General features: G+C 43.2%; 10 protein-coding genes, 9 tRNA genes, 6 rRNA genes and 1 other annotated feature (2 of these 26 running past the window's edge). All 25 genes read right to left on the reverse strand.

The features are described from left to right. Positions 1-155: a binding site (T-box leader), on the reverse strand; it reaches 91 nt to the left of the window's first position. A gap of 47 nt (positions 156-202) precedes the next feature. Next, complete coding sequence (gene gltX, locus MKX66_RS19310; protein WP_002091496.1) at positions 203-1,660, reverse strand: glutamate--tRNA ligase; 1,458 nt, start codon at positions 1,658-1,660, stop codon at positions 203-205. Positions 1,661-1,749: 89 nt separating this feature from the next. Further along, positions 1,750-2,226, reverse strand: coding sequence for a 2-C-methyl-D-erythritol 2,4-cyclodiphosphate synthase (gene ispF / locus MKX66_RS19315; protein ID WP_000488386.1), 477 nt, complete (start codon positions 2,224-2,226; stop codon positions 1,750-1,752). A 113-nt stretch (positions 2,227-2,339) separates the two neighbouring features. Then, entirely contained in the window at positions 2,340-3,020 is a 681-nt protein-coding gene (ispD, locus tag MKX66_RS19320; protein WP_002009811.1) for a 2-C-methyl-D-erythritol 4-phosphate cytidylyltransferase, read from the reverse strand. Positions 3,021-3,036: 16 nt separating this feature from the next. Next, positions 3,037-4,140, reverse strand: coding sequence for a PIN/TRAM domain-containing protein (locus MKX66_RS19325; RefSeq protein ID WP_002063406.1), 1,104 nt, complete (start codon positions 4,138-4,140; stop codon positions 3,037-3,039). A gap of 160 nt (positions 4,141-4,300) precedes the next feature. Next, on the reverse strand, positions 4,301-5,374 hold the full coding sequence (gene disA / locus MKX66_RS19330; protein ID WP_000392162.1) for a DNA integrity scanning diadenylate cyclase DisA: 1,074 nt from the start codon (positions 5,372-5,374) through the stop codon (positions 4,301-4,303). A gap of 3 nt (positions 5,375-5,377) precedes the next feature. Further along, positions 5,378-6,754 carry a DNA repair protein RadA gene (gene radA / locus MKX66_RS19335; protein WP_002009817.1) on the reverse strand — a complete coding sequence of 459 codons (1,377 nt, stop codon included), beginning with the start codon at positions 6,752-6,754 and terminating at the stop codon, positions 5,378-5,380. 94 nt (positions 6,755-6,848) lie between these two features. Continuing rightward, positions 6,849-9,284 carry an ATP-dependent protease ATP-binding subunit ClpC gene (gene clpC / locus MKX66_RS19340; protein WP_002009819.1) on the reverse strand — a complete coding sequence of 812 codons (2,436 nt, stop codon included), beginning with the start codon at positions 9,282-9,284 and terminating at the stop codon, positions 6,849-6,851. Between the two features lie 22 nt (positions 9,285-9,306). After that, entirely contained in the window at positions 9,307-10,371 is a 1,065-nt protein-coding gene (locus tag MKX66_RS19345; RefSeq protein WP_002124680.1) for a protein arginine kinase, read from the reverse strand. 4 nt (positions 10,372-10,375) lie between these two features. Continuing rightward, positions 10,376-10,924 (reverse strand): UvrB/UvrC motif-containing protein, encoded by a 549-nt coding sequence (locus MKX66_RS19350; RefSeq protein ID WP_002009823.1) that lies wholly within the window; start codon positions 10,922-10,924, stop codon positions 10,376-10,378. Between the two features lie 169 nt (positions 10,925-11,093). Next, positions 11,094-11,555 (reverse strand): transcriptional regulator CtsR, encoded by a 462-nt coding sequence (gene ctsR, locus MKX66_RS19355; protein ID WP_002029353.1) that lies wholly within the window; start codon positions 11,553-11,555, stop codon positions 11,094-11,096. Between the two features lie 213 nt (positions 11,556-11,768). Further along, positions 11,769-11,884 (reverse strand): 5S ribosomal RNA (rrf, locus tag MKX66_RS19360). Positions 11,885-11,934: 50 nt separating this feature from the next. After that, positions 11,935-14,856, reverse strand: a 23S ribosomal RNA gene (locus tag MKX66_RS19365). Between the two features lie 146 nt (positions 14,857-15,002). Then, positions 15,003-16,554 (reverse strand): 16S ribosomal RNA (locus MKX66_RS19370). Positions 16,555-16,631: 77 nt separating this feature from the next. Beyond that, positions 16,632-16,707: transfer RNA gene (locus MKX66_RS19375), tRNA-Ala, on the reverse strand. A gap of 9 nt (positions 16,708-16,716) precedes the next feature. Then, positions 16,717-16,790, reverse strand: a tRNA-Pro gene (locus MKX66_RS19380). Between the two features lie 8 nt (positions 16,791-16,798). Beyond that, positions 16,799-16,872 (reverse strand) — tRNA-Arg (locus MKX66_RS19385). 3 nt (positions 16,873-16,875) lie between these two features. Further along, positions 16,876-16,964, reverse strand: a tRNA-Leu gene (locus tag MKX66_RS19390). A 16-nt stretch (positions 16,965-16,980) separates the two neighbouring features. After that, a tRNA-Gly gene (locus MKX66_RS19395) sits at positions 16,981-17,055 on the reverse strand. A gap of 29 nt (positions 17,056-17,084) precedes the next feature. Next, positions 17,085-17,165: transfer RNA gene (locus tag MKX66_RS19400), tRNA-Leu, on the reverse strand. 14 nt (positions 17,166-17,179) lie between these two features. Beyond that, positions 17,180-17,255: transfer RNA gene (locus MKX66_RS19405), tRNA-Lys, on the reverse strand. Between the two features lie 13 nt (positions 17,256-17,268). Beyond that, positions 17,269-17,344, reverse strand: a tRNA-Thr gene (locus MKX66_RS19410). Between the two features lie 4 nt (positions 17,345-17,348). Beyond that, positions 17,349-17,424: transfer RNA gene (locus tag MKX66_RS19415), tRNA-Val, on the reverse strand. Positions 17,425-17,429: 5 nt separating this feature from the next. Continuing rightward, a 5S ribosomal RNA gene (gene rrf / locus MKX66_RS19420) occupies positions 17,430-17,545 on the reverse strand. 101 nt (positions 17,546-17,646) lie between these two features. Then, positions 17,647-20,568 (reverse strand): 23S ribosomal RNA (locus MKX66_RS19425). 146 nt (positions 20,569-20,714) lie between these two features. Next, positions 20,715-20,843, reverse strand: a 16S ribosomal RNA gene (locus MKX66_RS19430); it runs 1,423 nt beyond the window's last position. The 16S, 23S and 5S rRNA genes sit together here with 9 tRNA genes alongside, the layout of an rRNA operon.

Raw genomic sequence — 20,843 nt, forward strand, 5'->3', positions numbered from 1 at the left:
ACTTTGCGCCCTAAGACGTTCCGCGAAATACTTCGCTGTTCAACAGAAGACTCGAAGGGGCATTTCAAAAATCCGCTTATAAACCACTTCCAGCCTAAGGGTGGTTCTCTCTGTAAAAAGCCTGATTTTCTACTTCTCCTTCTCGTCGCTTTTCCTTATTAGATTTTAGATATACTTATTATATTGCTAAACCTAGAAAATGTTAACCAATTACTTTTTGAATACGATTTAAAACTTTTTCTTTTCCAAGAAGAGCAATAGCGTTAGGAAGCTCTGGACCATGTGTTTGTCCAGTAGTAGCAACACGGATTGGCATAAATAGGTTTTTACCTTTATGTCCTGTTTCTTTTTGAACTGCTTTAATAGCCGCCTTAACTGCCGCTGGCTCCATTGCTTCTAAAGCTTCTAATTGATCGGCAAATGCACGAAGTACTTCAGGTACTTGTTCACCTTTCAATACTTCTTGTCCCTCTTCTTCATGATCAACATGATCTTTAAAGAACATTTCAGAAAGCTCTACAATTTCAGCTCCAAAGCTCATTTGGTCATGATATAAAGCAATTACATCACGAACCCACGCTTGTTCTTGTTCGCTTAAGTTTTCACCTACGCGACCCGCTTTCACTAAATGCGGTAAGCTTAGTTCAACAACCGTATCTAAATCTTGTTTTTTCATATATTGGTTGTTCATCCATTTTAGTTTTTGGGAATCAAATAATGCAGGTGATTTTGATAAACGAGCTGCATCAAACATTTTGATGAACTCATCTTGAGAGAAGACTTCTTCTTCACCTACTGGTGACCAACCTAGTAATGCAATAAAGTTAAAGATTGCTTCTGGAAGATATCCAAGCTCTTTATATTGCTCAATAAATTGAATAATAGATTCGTCACGCTTACTTAGCTTTTTACGGCTTTCGTTTACAATTAAAGTCATATGACCGAACTTCGGGATATCCCAACCGAAAGCTTCGTAAATCATCATTTGTTTTGGCGTGTTTGAAATATGATCATCACCACGAAGTACGTGTGTAATCTCCATTAAGTGATCATCTACCGCTACCGCAAAGTTATAAGTTGGAATTCCATCTTTTTTCACGATAACGAAATCACCAAAATCATTTGAATGGAATGCAACTTCATCTTTTACGAGATCTTTAAACGTGTAGTCGCTATCAGCCGGCACACGGAAGCGAATACTTGGAATACGGCCTTCAGCCTCAAATCCTTTAATTTGCTCCTCAGTTAAATCACGGTGGTTTCCTGCATAACGCGGTGTTTCACCACGAGCGATTTGACCTTCACGCTCTGCTTCTAGCTCTTCTTCTGTCATATAACATTTGTAAGCTAAATCACGCTCTAATAAATCTTTATATAATTTTTTATAAATATCTAAACGCTCTGTTTGACGATATGGTCCAAATTCACCACCAACATCAACACCTTCATCCCAGTCCATACCGAGCCATTTCAAGTATTTTAATTGGCTTTCTTCTCCACCAGCAACATTACGTTTCACATCAGTATCTTCAATACGAATAATAAACTTACCATCTTGATGACGAGCAAATAAATAATTAAATAATGCCGTACGCGCATTTCCGATATGTAAGTGTCCTGTTGGACTTGGCGCATAGCGCACTCTCACTTGCTTTTCCATAGTTGGTACACCTTCCAATCTTAATGTCAACACATTCTATAATTGTACACCAAAAAAACGTGATTATCCATCTTACGAATTAAAAACCACTATTTTTTCTGTAATAAAACAACCGCTTGAGAAGCAATCCCTTCTTCTCTACCTGTAAATCCTAATTTTTCTGTTGTTGTTGCCTTTACATTAATATTATCAATAGACGTTTCTAATAGTTCACTAATGCGTTTACGCATGCTTTCAATATGCGGTGCCATTTTTGGCTTTTGGGCAATAATTGTACAATCTAGGTTCCCTAGCTCATAACCTTGTTCACGCACAAATTCCCAAACCTTTTGTAACAATACAGCTGAATCCGCATCTTTGAAGGCAGGATCTGTATCGGGAAAATGTTTTCCAATATCTCCTGCTGCAATTGCTCCTAGACATGCGTCAGCAATCGTATGTAACAATACATCTGCATCCGAGTGACCGATTAATCCTTTTTCATGAGGAATTGTAATTCCACCGATAATTAACGGTCTACCTTCCGCAAATTCATGTACATCAAAACCTTGTCCAATTCGAAACATTCTTTACATCCTCCTCAATCTAAACTACTTTATGAATTCTATATTATATTGCTATCTCTATAAAGAAAAGCCCGGCAACTGCCGAGCTTTTCTTTACTATAATACCATCACTTCTATTTCTTCTGAACATGAAGGAAACTTTCAGCAATTAGTAAGTCCTCTGGAGTCGTCACTTTAATATTATAGTAACTCCCCTCTACTACGCCTACTTTCTTCCCTACACGTTCTACGAGACTTGCGTCATCTGTACCAAGAAAACAACTTTGCTTTGCACTTCTATGAGCTTCTAATAAAAGAGGAACAGAAAATCCTTGCGGCGTTTGAACCGCTTTAAGCTGAGAACGTTCTACCGTTTCAACAACAACACCCTGTTCTACTTTCTTAATGGTATCCTTCACTGGCACCGCACAAATGGAAGCACCATATTTCTCTGCTGCAGTTAATACATCTTGCATCATCTTATTCGTTACGAACGGGCGCGCACCATCGTGTACGAGAACATATTCAACACCACTCACATACTGAAGCGCATTATACACACTATCTTGTCTTTCGGCCCCGCCTTGAATAAATTGCACCTGCTTTTCAACCGGGTACTTCTGCATTAACTCCTCAAAATAAGGGCGTTCCTCTTCGTTAATTGCCATGATAATACGTTTACATGCTTTATCTTTTTCAAAAGCACGTAATGTATGCACAATGATAGGTACTCCATTTATAAGTAAGAACAACTTGTTTTTGCCAGCACCCATCCGTTTCCCTTGACCCGCTGCTGGAATAATTAACGTATACATATTAATAATCCTCTACTTATAATGCTTTTTCTAATAATTTACGTTTTGCGAAAATCATACGACCAGCCGATGTTTGCAACACACTTGTAACTAGTACATTAAGTTGCGAACCGACATATTCTCTACCGTCTTCTACTACAATCATCGTGCCATCATCTAAATATGCCACACCTTGATTTTGTTCTTTACCATCTTTCACAACATAAACACTTAATTCTTCGCCAGGGAGTACGACTGGTTTAATTGCATTTGCTAAATCGTTAATGTTTAATACTGTTACTCCTTGTAATTCAGAAACTTTGTTTAAGTTGAAATCATTTGTTACAACAGTTCCACCAGTGATTTTAGCTAACTTTACAAGCTTGCTATCCACCTCTTGGATATCCTCAAAATCGCCTTCATAAATTTCCACCGGAATTGGTAGCTCTTTTTGAATACGATTTAAAATGTCTAATCCTCTGCGACCACGATTACGCTTTAAAGCATCAGAAGAATCGGCAATATGCTGAAGCTCTTCTAATACGAATTGTGGAATCACAATTGTTCCTTCTAAAAACTTCGTTTGGCAAATATCCGCAATACGTCCATCAATAATTACGCTTGTATCGAGAATTTTCCAATGAGTTGTAGATTTTTCTACCTCTACCTCTTCGTTCTCGCTATTGTTTTTCTTCTTACCTCCACGCTGGGGTAATGTAAATAATCCTAGCAATTCATTTCTCTTTTTAAATCCTACTTGGAATCCTAAATAACCAAGTAAAAGAGTAAAGAACACTTGTAATACTGTACTAATGACTGGAATCGTGAATTCACGAATTGGTATCAAAATTAAATATGCAACAATAAGACCAGAGATCAACCCTAATGTACCAAATAAAACATCCGCTACCGGTGCCTTTACAAGGGCTTCTTCGATATGTTTAATAAGTTGAACAATATAATCCACAAGCCAAAATGTTGTTAAAAATAAAATAATTGCACCAATAATTGCACGAACGTACGATCCCTCAAGCAAAGGAACAGCACCAACGTCCAATACATTAATAACTTTTGGGATTAGAAAAATCCCTAACGCTCCCCCGATCACTAAAAAGAAGAGCTGTACGATCCTTTTTAACATCCAACCACCTCCTACTCATTATTAACCATTGTTTTGCTAATCAAAACGCCGAATGCAAAAGCGGACGTGTTTTTTTGTAAATAGTTTTATTTACCAATATACCATATCATATAACAAAAATGTTCTAGTGTCGTTATATTATGGAATCAATGTAATATTCTTAATTGTGTCTACTCATATAGAGATGCTCTTGAATTCTTTTTAGGCCCTCTCGTATTTTCTTCGCCCTAACTTCCCCAATTCCTTCCACATCATCCAATTCATTAATAGTTGCACGACAAACACCTTGCAATGTTTTAAATCGATTAATTAAATTTTCAATGATAAGTGGTGGAACACGAGAAATTTTGCTTGCGATTCGGTATCCCCTCGGTGTCACGCTTTCTTCTAAGCTCATTTGCCCTGGATAGCCGAGCAATTTAACTAAATCGCTATCCTCTAAAAGCTGTGTATTTGCAAGATCTTGTAACTTTTTCAAAATTTGATGGTGATCCTGCGTTTTTTCTTGATAATAATCCTTAATTAATAACGCTGCCTCTGCTTCTAAGTCGGCTAGTAATTCTGTAAGTTGTAAACGAATTAACCTTCCTTCCGTTCCTAACTCATGAATGTAGCTCACTATTTCATTTTTAATACGCAGTACCATTTCAACACTATGTAAAACGTGAACTACCTCGGACATTGTAACGACCTCTTCAAATTCTAGAATGCCCAAATTCGTAATCCCATCATTCCATACAGCTTTATATTTTTCTAACGTTTGAATAGCTTGGTTTGCCTTTGTTAAAATTACACCTATATCTTTTAGTGTATAACGTAAGTTCCCTTGATATAGTGTAATTACGTTACGTCTTTGTGAAATAGCCACAACAAGGCTAGCCGTCTGCTTTGCTACACGCTCTGCCGTTCGGTGACGCATACCTGTTTCAATAGAATCAATGGATGGATCTGGAACTAATTGTGCATTTGCAATTAAAATTTTGCTCCCAGTTTCATTTAAAATAAGTGCCCCATCCATTTTTGCTAATTCATATAAACTAGCCGGTGAGAATGCACAATTAATGTGAAATCCTCCATCAACAATACTTTTAATCTGCTCATTATACCCAAGAACAATTAGCCCTCCAGTTTGCGCACGAAGTACGTTATCTATCCCTTCGCGTAGTGGTGTTCCTGGGGCAACAAGCTGTAGAATATTAATCATACTTTTGACACGTTGCTTGTTTTCCTCCATAGCCTAGCCTCCTAATGTCAAACGAAGCGCTTCTCCTAAATTAGAAACACCTACTACCTCAATCCCATCTGGAATTGTCCATCCTCCCAAATTTTTTCTAGGAATAATAGCACGTTGAAATCCTAATTTCGCTGCTTCTTGTACACGTTGTTCAATTCTTGATACTCTTCTTATTTCTCCAGTTAGGCCTACTTCTCCTATTACCGCATCGGCTGGTGCAGTAGCTTTATCTCTGAAACTTGAAGCAATACTTAAGGCGACAGCTAGATCGATTGCTGGTTCATCTAATTTCAAGCCACCCGCAACTTTTAAATATGCGTCTTGATTTTGCAACAATAAACCTGTTCTTTTTTCTAGCACTGCCATAATAAGTGAAACGCGGTTATGATCAATTCCCGTCGCCATTCTTCGAGGATTTCCAAAACTAGTAGGGGAGATTAATGCTTGTATTTCTACTAAAACCGGTCTTGTTCCTTCCATTGAAGCAACCACTGTGGATCCTGCAACTCCAACTGGACGTTCCTCAAGGAAAATTTCAGAAGGATTTAGTACTTCTGCAAGACCTAGTTCCTTCATTTCAAAGATACCCATTTCATTTGTGGAACCAAAACGGTTCTTCACAGCTCGCAAAATACGATATGTATGGTGACGATCTCCTTCAAAGTAAAGAACTGCATCAACCATATGTTCTAGCATACGTGGTCCTGCAATTGCCCCTTCTTTTGTCACATGTCCGACGATAAAAATAGGAATCCCTTTCGTCTTTGCAAGTTTCATTAATTCCGCTGTACATTCACGTACTTGCGTTACACTCCCTGGGGCTGACGTCACTTCAGGTAAATGTATCGTCTGAATGGAGTCAATAACAACAAAAGCTGGATTCATCTCTTCAATGTGCGCTGCAATTCTCTGTAAATCAGTCTCTGCTACAACAAATAGATTACTACCCTTTACATGCAAACGATCTGCACGAAGTTTGATCTGCTTTGCTGACTCCTCACCTGATATGTATAGTACATCATATGAAGAATCTGCTAATTGCGATGAAATTTGTAATAACAATGTTGATTTCCCAATCCCAGGGTCTCCACCAATAAGTACTAAAGATCCATCTACAATCCCGCCACCAAGTACACGGTTAAACTCTTGAAATTTCGTTTCAATACGCGCCTCAGACTTTGTTTCTACCTCTGTTAAGCGTCTTGGTTTTGTTACTTCTGATTGAATTGCATTGGCATAATTAAGGCGTCTTGATGATACAACTGGTTCCATCTCTTCAACAAGCGTATTCCATTGACCACATCCAGGACATTTCCCCATATATTTTGGCGACTGATAACCACATTCTTGACATGTAAATTTTGTTTTCTTTTTAGCCATATCTTTTATAGTTCACTTCACTTTCATCTACAAACGTTTATCCTTCTCGTACAAGAAAGAGGGCTATCGCGTAGCCCTCTTTGTTTGTCTATACTTATTTTACCTTTTCCGCACTATGAATGACAAATGATTCTCCTTCTATATCAAAGATAACTTTTTGTCCTTTCTCAATAGCACCTTTTAACAGTTCTTCTGATAGTCTATCTTCTACATGTTTTTGAATTGCTCTACGAAGCGGACGAGCACCGTACTCTCGATCAAATCCTTTATCAGCAATTGCTGAAATTGCTCCTTCTGTTAAGTGCAATTCAATCTCTTGTTCTTTTAAGCGTTTCACTAACTGATTCACCATAAGAGTTACAATTTCTTGAATATGTTTTTTCTCAAGCATATGGAACACGATAATTTCATCAATACGGTTTAAGAATTCTGGACGAAATGCTTTTTTCAATTCATCCATTACTTTACCTTTCATATCTGAATAATCACGGCTCTCATCTTGTACGTTAAATCCAAGATGTTTATTACGTTTTAATGCGTCTGCACCAACATTAGACGTCATAATAACAATTGTATTACGGAAATCAACTGTACGTCCTTTAGAATCTGTTAAACGGCCATCTTCTAATACTTGTAGTAAAATATTAAACACATCAGGATGAGCTTTCTCTACTTCATCTAATAAGACAACTGAATATGGCTTACGACGAACTTTCTCTGTTAATTGTCCACCTTCTTCATATCCAACATATCCTGGAGGAGATCCAACTAAACGAGAAGTAGAATGCTTTTCCATGTACTCAGACATATCGATGCGGATCATTGCATCCTCATCACCGAACATAGATTCTGCTAATGCCCTTGCTAGTTCTGTTTTACCTACACCAGTAGGTCCTAGGAAAATAAATGAGCCAATTGGACGTTTCGGATCTTTTAATCCCGCTCTCGCACGACGAACAGCTTTTGCCACAGCTACAACTGCTTCATCCTGCCCAATTAAACGATCATGTAAAATTGATTCCAAGTTTAATAATTTATCTGTCTCTGTTTGTGCAAGTTTAGAAACTGGAATACGTGTCCATGTGGAAACGACATTTGCAATATCTTCTACTGTTACTTCTGAGTTTTCTTGTCCTTGTTTCTCTTTCCACTGACGCTTTGTATCTTCTAACTTTTCACGTAAACGTTGTTCCATATCACGTAAGGAAGCAGCTTTTTCAAATTCTTGGCTTTGTACAGCTGCATCTTTTTCTTTTCTAATTTCCTCAAGCTTCACTTCAAGCTCTTTTAAGTTTGGCGGTGTTGTATAAGAACGTAAGCGCACTTTTGATGCAGCCTCATCAATTAAATCGATTGCTTTATCAGGTAAAAAACGGTCTGTAATGTAACGATCTGAAAGTTTTACAGCCGCATCGATTGCATCATCTGTAATAGATACGCGGTGATGCGCCTCATAACGGTCACGTAAACCTTTTAAAATTTGAACTGATTCTTCTAAGTTTGGTTCATCAACATGAATTGGTTGGAAACGTCTTTCTAATGCCGCATCCTTTTCAATATATTTACGATATTCGTCTAAAGTTGTTGCACCAATACATTGTAATTCACCACGTGCTAAAGATGGTTTTAAAATATTCGATGCATCAATTGCACCTTCCGCCCCGCCTGCACCAATTAACGTATGAAGCTCATCAATAAATAGAATGATGTTACCAGCTTGGCGAATCTCATCCATCACTTTCTTTAAACGATCCTCAAATTCACCACGATATTTTGTTCCAGCAACAACTGTACCCATATCTAATGTCATAACACGCTTATCTCTTAAAGTTTCAGGAACTTCATTATTTACAATTTGCTGTGCTAATCCTTCCGCAATTGCTGTCTTACCTACACCAGGTTCTCCAATTAATACTGGATTGTTTTTTGTTCTACGGCTTAACACTTCAATTACACGTTGAATTTCTTTACTACGTCCAATAACAGGATCTAAACGATTTTCACGTGCAACAACTGTTAAATCACGTGCTAGACTGTCAAGTGTAGGTGTATTCGCATTTGTTGATGAACCACCCTGGTGACCTGAACTAGCTTCATTACTTCCAAGGAGTTGTAACACTTGTTGTCTTGCTTTATTTAGGCTTACACCTAAATTATTTAAAACGCGTGCTGCTACACCTTCACCTTCACGGATTAAACCAAGTAAAATATGTTCTGTTCCAACGTAGGAATGGCCTAGCTTACGAGCTTCGTCCATAGACAACTCAATAACTTTTTTAGCACGAGGTGTGTAATGTACTGTTTGAGAAGCTTCCGTTCCACGTCCAATTAATGCTTCTACCTCTTTTTGAACTTTCTCTGGACTTAATCCAAGAGCAATTAACGCTTTTGCTGCAATTCCTTCACCTTCGCGTACAAGCCCAAGTAAAATATGTTCTGTTCCAATATTATTATGCCCAATGCGAATTGCTTCCTCTTGAGATAAAGCTAATACTTTCTGTGCTCGTTCTGTAAATCTTCCAAACATCATAGAAATCGCCTCCTACTTGCGCTTAATTTTGTTCAATTCGTAATCGCTCACGGATTAAGGTTGCTCTTCGATAATCTCTTTCTTCTGGTCCTAAAGGTCCTCCTGCATATTGTTGCAAAATGCCTGGCTGAGTAAGAACCATTAACTCAGTTAAAATATTTCTCGATATACCTTGTATATATCCTAAGTCAATACCAAGCCGTACATCTGATAAGCAAGTGGCTGCTTCTGCAGATTGAATTAAACGACTGTTAGCTAGTATTCCGTAAGAACGATATACTTTATCTTCAAGCTCAATGCTTGAATTTTGTACAATTAATTCTCTAGCCGTTTTTTCTTGATGGATGATTTGTTGAATGACACTCTTTAAATCTGCAATAATATCTTCTTCTGATTTCCCTAGTGTCATTTGATTTGACACTTGAAATATATTACCTAACGCTTCGCTACCTTCACCGTATATTCCTCTTACTACTAACCCTAATTTTTGAATTACTTGTATAATACGGTTAATTCTTTTCGTTAAAACCAGTCCCGGCAAATGAATCATTACCGAAGCCCTTAATCCTGTACCGACGTTAGTGGGGCAACTCGTAATATATCCAAGCGATTCATCAAAAGCATATTCAACCTGCTCCTCGATCCAATTATCTATTTGATTGGCACTTTGAATCGCCTCTGATAACTGTAAACCTGAAAATAGGCACTGAATCCTAACATGATCCTCTTCATTAAGCATGATACTTATATGTTCACTTTCTGATAGTAGGCATGCTCCGTATTCTGTTCCTGCAAGATTTGGACTAATTAAATGCTTCTCAACTAAAACTCTCCTTTGAAGAGGATTTAATTCATTCATTTTTAATAGTTCAAACTCCCCAAAAGGTTCTACAGGTTTTTTTATAAACTTCTTCTTAAATAACTCATGAATCTGCTTAGCTTCTTCCTCGTTTTGCATAGTAGAGAATTGATATTTTTTAAAATTACGAGCCAAACGAATTCGACTACTTAAAACAATATCAGAATCAGGGCCATCTCCCTTCATCCATGGACTAATCGCTTCATTCATGATTCTGTCCAGTGACATAGAACTATTCCCCCTCTCTATGCTCACTAAGCTGATTTACAAGACCTCGAATTTTATCTCGTACTTCAGCCGCTTTCTCAAATTCCTCTTTCTGTACATATTGTTTCAGATTGAGTTTTAGTTCATCTAATTCTTTCTTTAAGTAGATATTTCCTTCTATACGTTCAGGAATTTTTCCACAATGATCCGTATGCCCACCGTGAAGACGTTTTAACAACGGTTTTAAATGCCCCTTAAATGTATCGTAACAAGAAGCACATCCAAAGCGTCCCACTTTTGTAAATTGTTCATATGTCATCTTACAATTCGGACATCTTGATATATTTGTATTTGAAAATGCATCTTGCCCTTCTTCAAACATTGCCGGTTCACTATGCAATAATCCGGCTAATAGGTCATGGAATGAAAAATTAGACTGCGGTGATTGAAAGAAAGACGTATAGCCACTTTGTTCTGCACATTGCTCGCAAAGATGAACTTCCGCCTTTTTTCCGTTGATTACTTTTGTATAATGTAAAGTTGCTGGTCTTATATTACAGTTTTGACAAGTCATCGCTATCCCCCACCTTTACAACAGGAACGATCTATCTCATGATACTTTTCATACATTACTAGATTGTTCTCTTTCCTTAATCCATTTAGTAAAAGCACATGTCATCTTTCAAAATCCCTACAATATTAAACTGCATTATCTTAGCTATCATTCTTAACAAAAGTTATATTTATTTATATTTCAGTGTTCTTAACATTGCGCATAATATTCGAGCCCTAAGTTCATCTCGAGAAGGAACATCCATTAATAATACAGAACGATCTAGTACGCTTAACATAAGTTTAGCTTCACGATTTGTTATAATACCCTCTTCTATTAAACGTATAATCATGCTTTCTGCATTTCCTTGTGCAACGCTATGATCAATCATATGAAGCATTTGATCAATAATGTCTATATCATCATGCAGTTTGACTTTTATAATGCGAATGTAACCTCCTCCACCTCGTTTACTTTCTACTACGAATCCTCTTTCTAACGTAAAACGGGTATTGATTACATAGTTGATTTGAGACGGCACACAATCGAATCGATCAGCGACCTCATTCCTCTTGATTTCAATCGCATTATTATTGCTTAAGTCAATAACTTGCTTTAGATATTTCTCAATGATATCAGATATATTTCTCATTTATCCGCCACCTTTATTGACTTTGACTATCTTTGACTTTAATTATATACGTATTAAAAAAATTTGCAACTCTTTTGCTTATTCACTATCCTAGCCACATTTCCCTGTCTTTAATCAAAAGGACGATTCTTTAAGTAAAGATTTTTTAAATTACTATGAATTGTAAAAAGAAACACGAAAAAACACAAGTCAAAAGACTTGTGTTTTTATTTTGCTTGGCGACGTCCTACTCTCACAGGGACAAGGTCCCAACTACCATCGGCGCTAGAGAGCTTAACTTCCGTGTTCGGTATGGGAACGGGTGTGACCTCTCTGCCATCATCACCAAACTGATGAAGGTATATTCCTTCAAAACTAGATAACATTAGCTTCATATTATATGGTTAAGTCCTCGATCTATTAGTATTCGTCAGCTCCACATGTCACCATGCTTCCACCTCGAACCTATCAACCTGATCATCTTTCAGGGATCTTACTAGCTTACGCTATGGGAAATCTCATCTTGAGGGGGGCTTCATGCTTAGATGCTTTCAGCACTTATCCCTTCCGCACATAGCTACCCAGCTATGCCCTTGGCAGAACAACTGGTACACCAGCGGTGCGTCCATCCCGGTCCTCTCGTACTAAGGACAGCTCCTCTCAAATTTCCTGCGCCCACGACGGATAGGGACCGAACTGTCTCACGACGTTCTGAACCCAGCTCGCGTACCGCTTTAATGGGCGAACAGCCCAACCCTTGGGACCGACTACAGCCCCAGGATGCGATGAGCCGACATCGAGGTGCCAAACCTCCCCGTCGATGTGGACTCTTGGGGGAGATAAGCCTGTTATCCCCGGGGTAGCTTTTATCCGTTGAGCGATGGCCCTTCCATGCGGAACCACCGGATCACTAAGCCCGACTTTCGTCCCTGCTCGACTTGTAGGTCTCGCAGTCAAGCTCCCTTATGCCTTTGCACTCTACGAATGATTTCCAACCATTCTGAGGGAACCTTTGGGCGCCTCCGTTACACTTTAGGAGGCGACCGCCCCAGTCAAACTGCCCACCTGACACTGTCTCCCGGGTCGATGAGACCCGTAGGTTAGAATTTCAATACAGTCAGGGCGGTATCCCACCAGCGCCTCCACCGAAGCTAGCGCTCCGGTTTCAATGGCTCCCGCCTATCCTGTACAAACTGTACCAAAATTCAATATCAGGCTACAGTAAAGCTCCACGGGGTCTTTCCGTCCTGTCGCGGGTAACCTGCATCTTCACAGGTACTATAATTTCACCGAGTCTCTGGTTGAGACAGTGCCCAAATCGTTACACCTTTCGTGCGGGTCGGAACTTACCCGACAAGGAATTTCGCTACCTTAGGACCGTTATAGTTACGGCCGCCGTTTACTGGGGCTTCAGTTCAGAGCTTCGCTTACGCTAACCCCTCTCCTTAACCTTCCAGCACCGGGCAGGTGTCAGCCCCTATACTTCGCCTTACGGCTTCGCAGAGACCTGTGTTTTTGCTAAACAGTCGCTTGGGCCTATTCACTGCGGCTTTCCGTTAAGAAAGCACCCCTTCTCCCGAAGTTACGGGGTCATTTTGCCGAGTTCCTTAACCAGAGTTCTCTCGCACACCTTAGGATTCTCTCCTCGCCTACCTGTGTCGGTTTGCGGTACAGGCACCTTTTATCTCGCTAGAAGCTTTTCTTGGCAGCGGGGAATCAAAGACTTCGCTCCATAAGGAGCTTCCCCATCACAGCTCAGCCTTCACGATAAGCGGATTTGCCTACTTATCAGCCTAACTGCTTGGACGTGCACAACCAATCGCACGCTTCTTCTATCCTTCTGCGTCCCTCCATTGCTCAAACGATAAAGAGGTGGTACAGGAATATCAACCTGTTGTCCATCGCCTACGCCTGTCGGCCTCGGCTTAGGTCCTGACTAACCCTGAGCGGACGAGCCTTCCTCAGGAAACCTTAGGCATTCGGTGGACGGGATTCTCACCCGTCTTTCGCTACTCATACCGGCATTCTCACTTCTAAGCGCTCCACCAGTCCTTCCGGTCTGACTTCACTGCACTTAGAACGCTCCCCTACCACTGATACCATTGGTATCAATTCGCAGCTTCGGTGGTGTATTTAGCCCCGGTACATTTTCGGCGCAGAGTCACTCGACTAGTGAGCTATTACGCACTCTTTAAATGGTGGCTGCTTCTGAGCCAACATCCTAGTTGTCTAAGCAACTCCACATCCTTTTCCACTTAATACACACTTTGGGACCTTAGCTGGCGATCTGGGCTGTTTCCCTCTTGACTACGGATCTTATCACTCGCAGTCTGACTCCTAAGGATAAGTCATTGGCATTCGGAGTTTGACTGAATTCGGTAATCCGATGAGGACCCCTAGTTCAATCAGTGCTCTACCTCCAAGACTCTTACACTTAAGGCTAGCCCTAAAGCTATTTCGGGGAGAACCAGCTATCTCCAGGTTCGATTGGAATTTCTCCGCTACCCACACCTCATCCCCGCACTTTTCAACGTGCGTGGGTTCGGGCCTCCATTCAGTGTTACCTGAACTTCACCCTGGACATGGGTAGATCACCTGGTTTCGGGTCTACGACCACGTACTAAACGCCCTATTCAGACTCGCTTTCGCTGCGGCTCCGCCTCTTCAGCTTAACCTCGCACGGGATCGTAACTCGCCGGTTCATTCTACAAAAGGCACGCCATCACCCATTAACGGGCTCTGACTATTTGTAGGCACACGGTTTCAGGATCTCTTTCACTCCCCTTCCGGGGTGCTTTTCACCTTTCCCTCACGGTACTGGTTCACTATCGATCACTAGGGAGTATTTAGCCTTGGGAGATGGTCCTCCCAGATTCCGACGGAATTTCACGTGTTCCGCCGTACTCAGGATACATTCAAGAGAGAACGAAGTTTCGACTACGGGGTTATTACCCTCTGTGACGGACCTTTCCAGGTCGCTTCGTCTACCTCGTTCCTTTGTAACTCCGTATAGAATGTCCTACAACCCCAAGAGGCAAGCCTCTTGGTTTGGGCTAGATTCCGTTTCGCTCGCCGCTACTCAGGAAATCGCATTTGCTTTCTCTTCCTCCAGGTACTTAGATGTTTCAGTTCCCTGGGTCTGTCTTCCATACCCTATGTATTCAGGTAAGGATACCATACCATTACGTATAGTGGGTTTCCCCATTCGGAAATCTTCGGATCAAAGCTTACTTACAGCTCCCCGAAGCATATCGGCGTTAGTCCCGTCCTTCATCGACTCCTAGTGTCAAGGCATCCACCGTGCGCCCTTTCTAACTTAACCAAACTAAAATTAAAAAAATATGAGCTACACTGTTATCTAGTTTTCAAAGAACATACATTTAAACTTGAGAGATAGTTCTCTCAAAACTGAACGAAACAAAACAAGTCAACGTTTATTGATGAACTGCGTTCATCAATTCTCCATAGAAAGGAGGTGATCCAGCCGCACCTTCCGATACGGCTACCTTGTTACGACTTCACCCCAATCATCTGTCCCACCTTAGGCGGCTGGCTCCATAAAGGTTACCCCACCGACTTCGGGTGTTACAAACTCTCGTGGTGTGACGGGCGGTGTGTACAAGGCCCGGGAACGTATTCACCGCGGCATGCTGATCCGCGATTACTAGCGATTCCAGCTTCATGTAGGCGAGTTGCAGCCTACAATCCGAACTGAGAACGGTTTTATGAGATTAGCTCCACCTCGCGGTCTTGCAGCTCTTTGTACCGTCCATTGTAGCACGTGTGTAGCCCAGGTCATAAGGGGCATGATGATTTGACGTCATCCCCACCTTCCTCCGGTTTGTCACCGGCAGTCACCTTAGAGTGCCCAACTTAATGATGGCAACTAAGATCAAGGGTTGCGCTCGTTGCGGGACTTAACCCAACATCTCACGACACGAGCTGACGACAACCATGCACCACCTGTCACTCTGCTCCCGAAGGAGAAGCTCTATCTCTAGAGTTTTCAGAGGATGTCAAGACCTGGTAAGGTTCTTCGCGTTGCTTCGAATTAAACCACATGCTCCACCGCTTGTGCGGGCCCCCGTCAATTCCTTTGAGTTTCAGCCTTGCGGCCGTACTCCCCAGGCGGAGTGCTTAATGCGTTAACTTCAGCACTAAAGGGCGGAAACCCTCTAACACTTAGCACTCATCGTTTACGGCGTGGACTACCAGGGTATCTAATCCTGTTTGCTCCCCACGCTTTCGCGCCTCAGTGTCAGTTACAGACCAGAAAGTCGCCTTCGCCACTGGTGTTCCTCCATATCTCTACGCATTTCACCGCTACACATGGAATTCCACTTTCCTCTTCTGCACTCAAGTCTCCCAGTTTCCAATGACCCTCCACGGTTGAGCCGTGGGCTTTCACATCAGACTTAAGAAACCACCTGCGCGCGCTTTACGCCCAATAATTCCGGATAACGCTTGCCACCTACGTATTACCGCGGCTGCTGGCACGTAGTTAGCCGTGGCTTTCTGGTTAGGTACCGTCAAGGTGCCAGCTTATTCAACTAGCACTTGTTCTTCCCTAACAACAGAGTTTTACGACCCGAAAGCCTTCATCACTCACGCGGCGTTGCTCCGTCAGACTTTCGTCCATTGCGGAAGATTCCCTACTGCTGCCTCCCGTAGGAGTCTGGGCCGTGTCTCAGTCCCAGTGTGGCCGATCACCCTCTCAGGTCGGCTACGCATCGTCGCCTTGGTGAGCCGTTACCTCACCAACTAGCTAATGCGACGCGGGTCCATCCATAAGTGACAGCCGAAGCCGCCTTTCAATTTCGAACTATGCAGTTCAAAATATTATCCGGTATTAGCCCCGGTTTCCCGGAGTTATCCCAGTCTTATGGGTAGGTTACCCACGTGTTACTCACCCGTCCGCCGCTAACTTCATAAGAGCAAGCTCTTAATCCATTCGCTCGACTTGCATGTATTAGGCACGCCGCCAGCGTTCATCCTGAGCCAGGATCAAACTCTCCAATAAAGTTAGTTTGTCTAGCATCTAAAAATAAAAATTGACGTTTACGTTGTTTGTTTCGTTCAGTTTTCAAAGAACTTTTTTGGTGGAGCCTAGCGGGATCGAACCGCTGACCTCCTGCGTGCAAGGCAGGCGCTCTCCCAGCTGAGCTAAGGCCCCAAACAAGTATCGGGAAGACAGGATTTGAACCTGCGACCCCCTGGTCCCAAACCAGGTGCTCTACCAAGCTGAGCCACTTCCCGAAAGAAAACGCGCCCGAGAGGAGTCGAACCCCTAACCTCTTGATCCGTAGTCAAACGCTCTATCCAATTGAGCTACGGGCGCATATGGTGCCGAGGGCGGGGGTCGAACCCGCACGGTGGTCACCCACCGCAGGATTTTAAGTCCTGTGCGTCTGCCTGTTCCGCCACCCCGGCATGTCATACTGAAAATTGGAGCGGAAGACGGGATTCGAACCCGCGACCCCAACCTTGGCAAGGTTGTATTCTACCACTGAACTACTTCCGCAAGACATGTTTGAGTTATTTTATTAAAAGTGCGGGTGAAGGGAGTCGAACCCCCACGCCAAAGGCGCTAGATCCTAAGTCTAGTGCGTCTGCCAATTCCGCCACACCCGCATATTCCATTAAAATGGTGAGCCATGAAGGATTCGAACCTTCGACCCTCTGATTAAAAGTCAGATGCTCTACCAACTGAGCTAATGGCTCTTGCAATAAAAACTGGTGCCGACTAGAGGACTTGAACCCCCAACCTACTGATTACAAGTCAGTTGCTCTACCAATTGAGCTAAGTCGGCTAAATGGTGGAGGATGACGGGATCGAACCGCCGACCCCCTGCTTGTAAGGCAGGTGCTCTCCCAGCTGAGCTAATCCTCCGAATTGCCTGGCAACGTCCTACTCTCACAGGGACAAGGTCCCAACTACCATCGGCGCTAGAGAGCTTAACTTCCGTGTTCGGTATGGGAACGGGTGTGGCCTCTCTGCCATCATTACCAGACTGTATTCATTTAAGACAAGAATTATTATAACTTATTTACTTTTGAAAGTCAATAAGTTTTTTATATTCTTTCAAAACTAGATAACAGCGCTTCATATTATATGGTTAAGTCCTCGATCTATTAGTATTCGTCAGCTCCACATGTCACCATGCTTCCACCTCGAACCTATCAACCTGATCATCTTTCAGGGATCTTACTAGCTTACGCTATGGGAAATCTCATCTTGAGGGGGGCTTCATGCTTAGATGCTTTCAGCACTTATCCCTTCCGCACATAGCTACCCAGCTATGCCCTTGGCAGAACAACTGGTACACCAGCGGTGCGTCCATCCCGGTCCTCTCGTACTAAGGACAGCTCCTCTCAAATTTCCTGCGCCCACGACGGATAGGGACCGAACTGTCTCACGACGTTCTGAACCCAGCTCGCGTACCGCTTTAATGGGCGAACAGCCCAACCCTTGGGACCGACTACAGCCCCAGGATGCGATGAGCCGACATCGAGGTGCCAAACCTCCCCGTCGATGTGGACTCTTGGGGGAGATAAGCCTGTTATCCCCGGGGTAGCTTTTATCCGTTGAGCGATGGCCCTTCCATGCGGAACCACCGGATCACTAAGCCCGACTTTCGTCCCTGCTCGACTTGTAGGTCTCGCAGTCAAGCTCCCTTATGCCTTTGCACTCTACGAATGATTTCCAACCATTCTGAGGGAACCTTTGGGCGCCTCCGTTACACTTTAGGAGGCGACCGCCCCAGTCAAACTGCCCACCTGACACTGTCTCCCGGGTCGATGAGACCCGTAGGTTAGAATTTCAATACAGTCAGGGCGGTATCCCACCAGCGCCTCCACCGAAGCTAGCGCTCCGGTTTCAATGGCTCCCGCCTATCCTGTACAAACTGTACCAAAATTCAATATCAGGCTACAGTAAAGCTCCACGGGGTCTTTCCGTCCTGTCGCGGGTAACCTGCATCTTCACAGGTACTATAATTTCACCGAGTCTCTGGTTGAGACAGTGCCCAAATCGTTACACCTTTCGTGCGGGTCGGAACTTACCCGACAAGGAATTTCGCTACCTTAGGACCGTTATAGTTACGGCCGCCGTTTACTGGGGCTTCAGTTCAGAGCTTCGCTTACGCTAACCCCTCTCCTTAACCTTCCAGCACCGGGCAGGTGTCAGCCCCTATACTTCGCCTTACGGCTTCGCAGAGACCTGTGTTTTTGCTAAACAGTCGCTTGGGCCTATTCACTGCGGCTTTCCGTTAAGAAAGCACCCCTTCTCCCGAAGTTACGGGGTCATTTTGCCGAGTTCCTTAACCAGAGTTCTCTCGCACACCTTAGGATTCTCTCCTCGCCTACCTGTGTCGGTTTGCGGTACAGGCACCTTTTATCTCGCTAGAAGCTTTTCTTGGCAGCGGGGAATCAAAGACTTCGCTCCATAAGGAGCTTCCCCATCACAGCTCAGCCTTCACGATAAGCGGATTTGCCTACTTATCAGCCTAACTGCTTGGACGTGCACAACCAATCGCACGCTTCTTCTATCCTTCTGCGTCCCTCCATTGCTCAAACGATAAAGAGGTGGTACAGGAATATCAACCTGTTGTCCATCGCCTACGCCTGTCGGCCTCGGCTTAGGTCCTGACTAACCCTGAGCGGACGAGCCTTCCTCAGGAAACCTTAGGCATTCGGTGGACGGGATTCTCACCCGTCTTTCGCTACTCATACCGGCATTCTCACTTCTAAGCGCTCCACCAGTCCTTCCGGTCTGACTTCACTGCACTTAGAACGCTCCCCTACCACTGATACCATTGGTATCAATTCGCAGCTTCGGTGGTGTATTTAGCCCCGGTACATTTTCGGCGCAGAGTCACTCGACTAGTGAGCTATTACGCACTCTTTAAATGGTGGCTGCTTCTGAGCCAACATCCTAGTTGTCTAAGCAACTCCACATCCTTTTCCACTTAATACACACTTTGGGACCTTAGCTGGCGATCTGGGCTGTTTCCCTCTTGACTACGGATCTTATCACTCGCAGTCTGACTCCTAAGGATAAGTCATTGGCATTCGGAGTTTGACTGAATTCGGTAATCCGATGAGGACCCCTAGTTCAATCAGTGCTCTACCTCCAAGACTCTTACACTTAAGGCTAGCCCTAAAGCTATTTCGGGGAGAACCAGCTATCTCCAGGTTCGATTGGAATTTCTCCGCTACCCACACCTCATCCCCGCACTTTTCAACGTGCGTGGGTTCGGGCCTCCATTCAGTGTTACCTGAACTTCACCCTGGACATGGGTAGATCACCTGGTTTCGGGTCTACGACCACGTACTAAACGCCCTATTCAGACTCGCTTTCGCTGCGGCTCCGCCTCTTCAGCTTAACCTCGCACGGGATCGTAACTCGCCGGTTCATTCTACAAAAGGCACGCCATCACCCATTAACGGGCTCTGACTATTTGTAGGCACACGGTTTCAGGATCTCTTTCACTCCCCTTCCGGGGTGCTTTTCACCTTTCCCTCACGGTACTGGTTCACTATCGATCACTAGGGAGTATTTAGCCTTGGGAGATGGTCCTCCCAGATTCCGACGGAATTTCACGTGTTCCGCCGTACTCAGGATACATTCAAGAGAGAACGAAGTTTCGACTACGGGGTTATTACCCTCTGTGACGGACCTTTCCAGGTCGCTTCGTCTACCTCGTTCCTTTGTAACTCCGTATAGAATGTCCTACAACCCCAAGAGGCAAGCCTCTTGGTTTGGGCTAGATTCCGTTTCGCTCGCCGCTACTCAGGAAATCGCATTTGCTTTCTCTTCCTCCAGGTACTTAGATGTTTCAGTTCCCTGGGTCTGTCTTCCATACCCTATGTATTCAGGTAAGGATACCATACCATTACGTATAGTGGGTTTCCCCATTCGGAAATCTTCGGATCAAAGCTTACTTACAGCTCCCCGAAGCATATCGGCGTTAGTCCCGTCCTTCATCGACTCCTAGTGTCAAGGCATCCACCGTGCGCCCTTTCTAACTTAACCAAACTAAAATTAAAAAAATATGAGCTACACTGTTATCTAGTTTTCAAAGAACATACATTTAAACTTGAGAGATAGTTCTCTCAAAACTGAACGAAACAAAACAAGTCAACGTTTATTGATGAACTGCGTTCATCAATTCTCCATAGAAAGGAGGTGATCCAGCCGCACCTTCCGATACGGCTACCTTGTTACGACTTCACCCCAATCATCTGTCCCACCTTAGGCGGCTGGCTCCATAAAGGTTACCCCACCGACTTCGGGTGTTACAAACTCTC

The organism is Bacillus sp. FSL R9-9530, from assembly GCF_038008145.1.
GTDB classification, from domain to species: Bacteria; Bacillota; Bacilli; order Bacillales; family Bacillaceae_G; genus Bacillus_A; species Bacillus_A mycoides.

Excerpts from the sequence above, each read along its gene's own strand:
- ctsR (WP_002029353.1), bottom strand. The coding sequence starts at position 11,555 with ATGAGAAATATATCTGATATCATTGAGAAATATCTAAAGCAAGTTATT.
- MKX66_RS19350 (WP_002009823.1), bottom strand. The coding sequence starts at position 10,924 with ATGACTTGTCAAAACTGTAATATAAGACCAGCAACTTTACATTATACA.
- gltX (WP_002091496.1), bottom strand. The coding sequence starts at position 1,660 with ATGGAAAAGCAAGTGAGAGTGCGCTATGCGCCAAGTCCAACAGGACAC.
- MKX66_RS19345 (WP_002124680.1), bottom strand. The coding sequence starts at position 10,371 with ATGTCACTGGACAGAATCATGAATGAAGCGATTAGTCCATGGATGAAG.
- clpC (WP_002009819.1), bottom strand. The coding sequence starts at position 9,284 with ATGATGTTTGGAAGATTTACAGAACGAGCACAGAAAGTATTAGCTTTA.
- disA (WP_000392162.1), bottom strand. The coding sequence starts at position 5,374 with ATGGAGGAAAACAAGCAACGTGTCAAAAGTATGATTAATATTCTACAG.
- MKX66_RS19325 (WP_002063406.1), bottom strand. The coding sequence starts at position 4,140 with ATGTTAAAAAGGATCGTACAGCTCTTCTTTTTAGTGATCGGGGGAGCG.
- ispF (WP_000488386.1), bottom strand. The coding sequence starts at position 2,226 with ATGTTTCGAATTGGACAAGGTTTTGATGTACATGAATTTGCGGAAGGT.
- radA (WP_002009817.1), bottom strand. The coding sequence starts at position 6,754 with ATGGCTAAAAAGAAAACAAAATTTACATGTCAAGAATGTGGTTATCAG.
- ispD (WP_002009811.1), bottom strand. The coding sequence starts at position 3,020 with ATGTATACGTTAATTATTCCAGCAGCGGGTCAAGGGAAACGGATGGGT.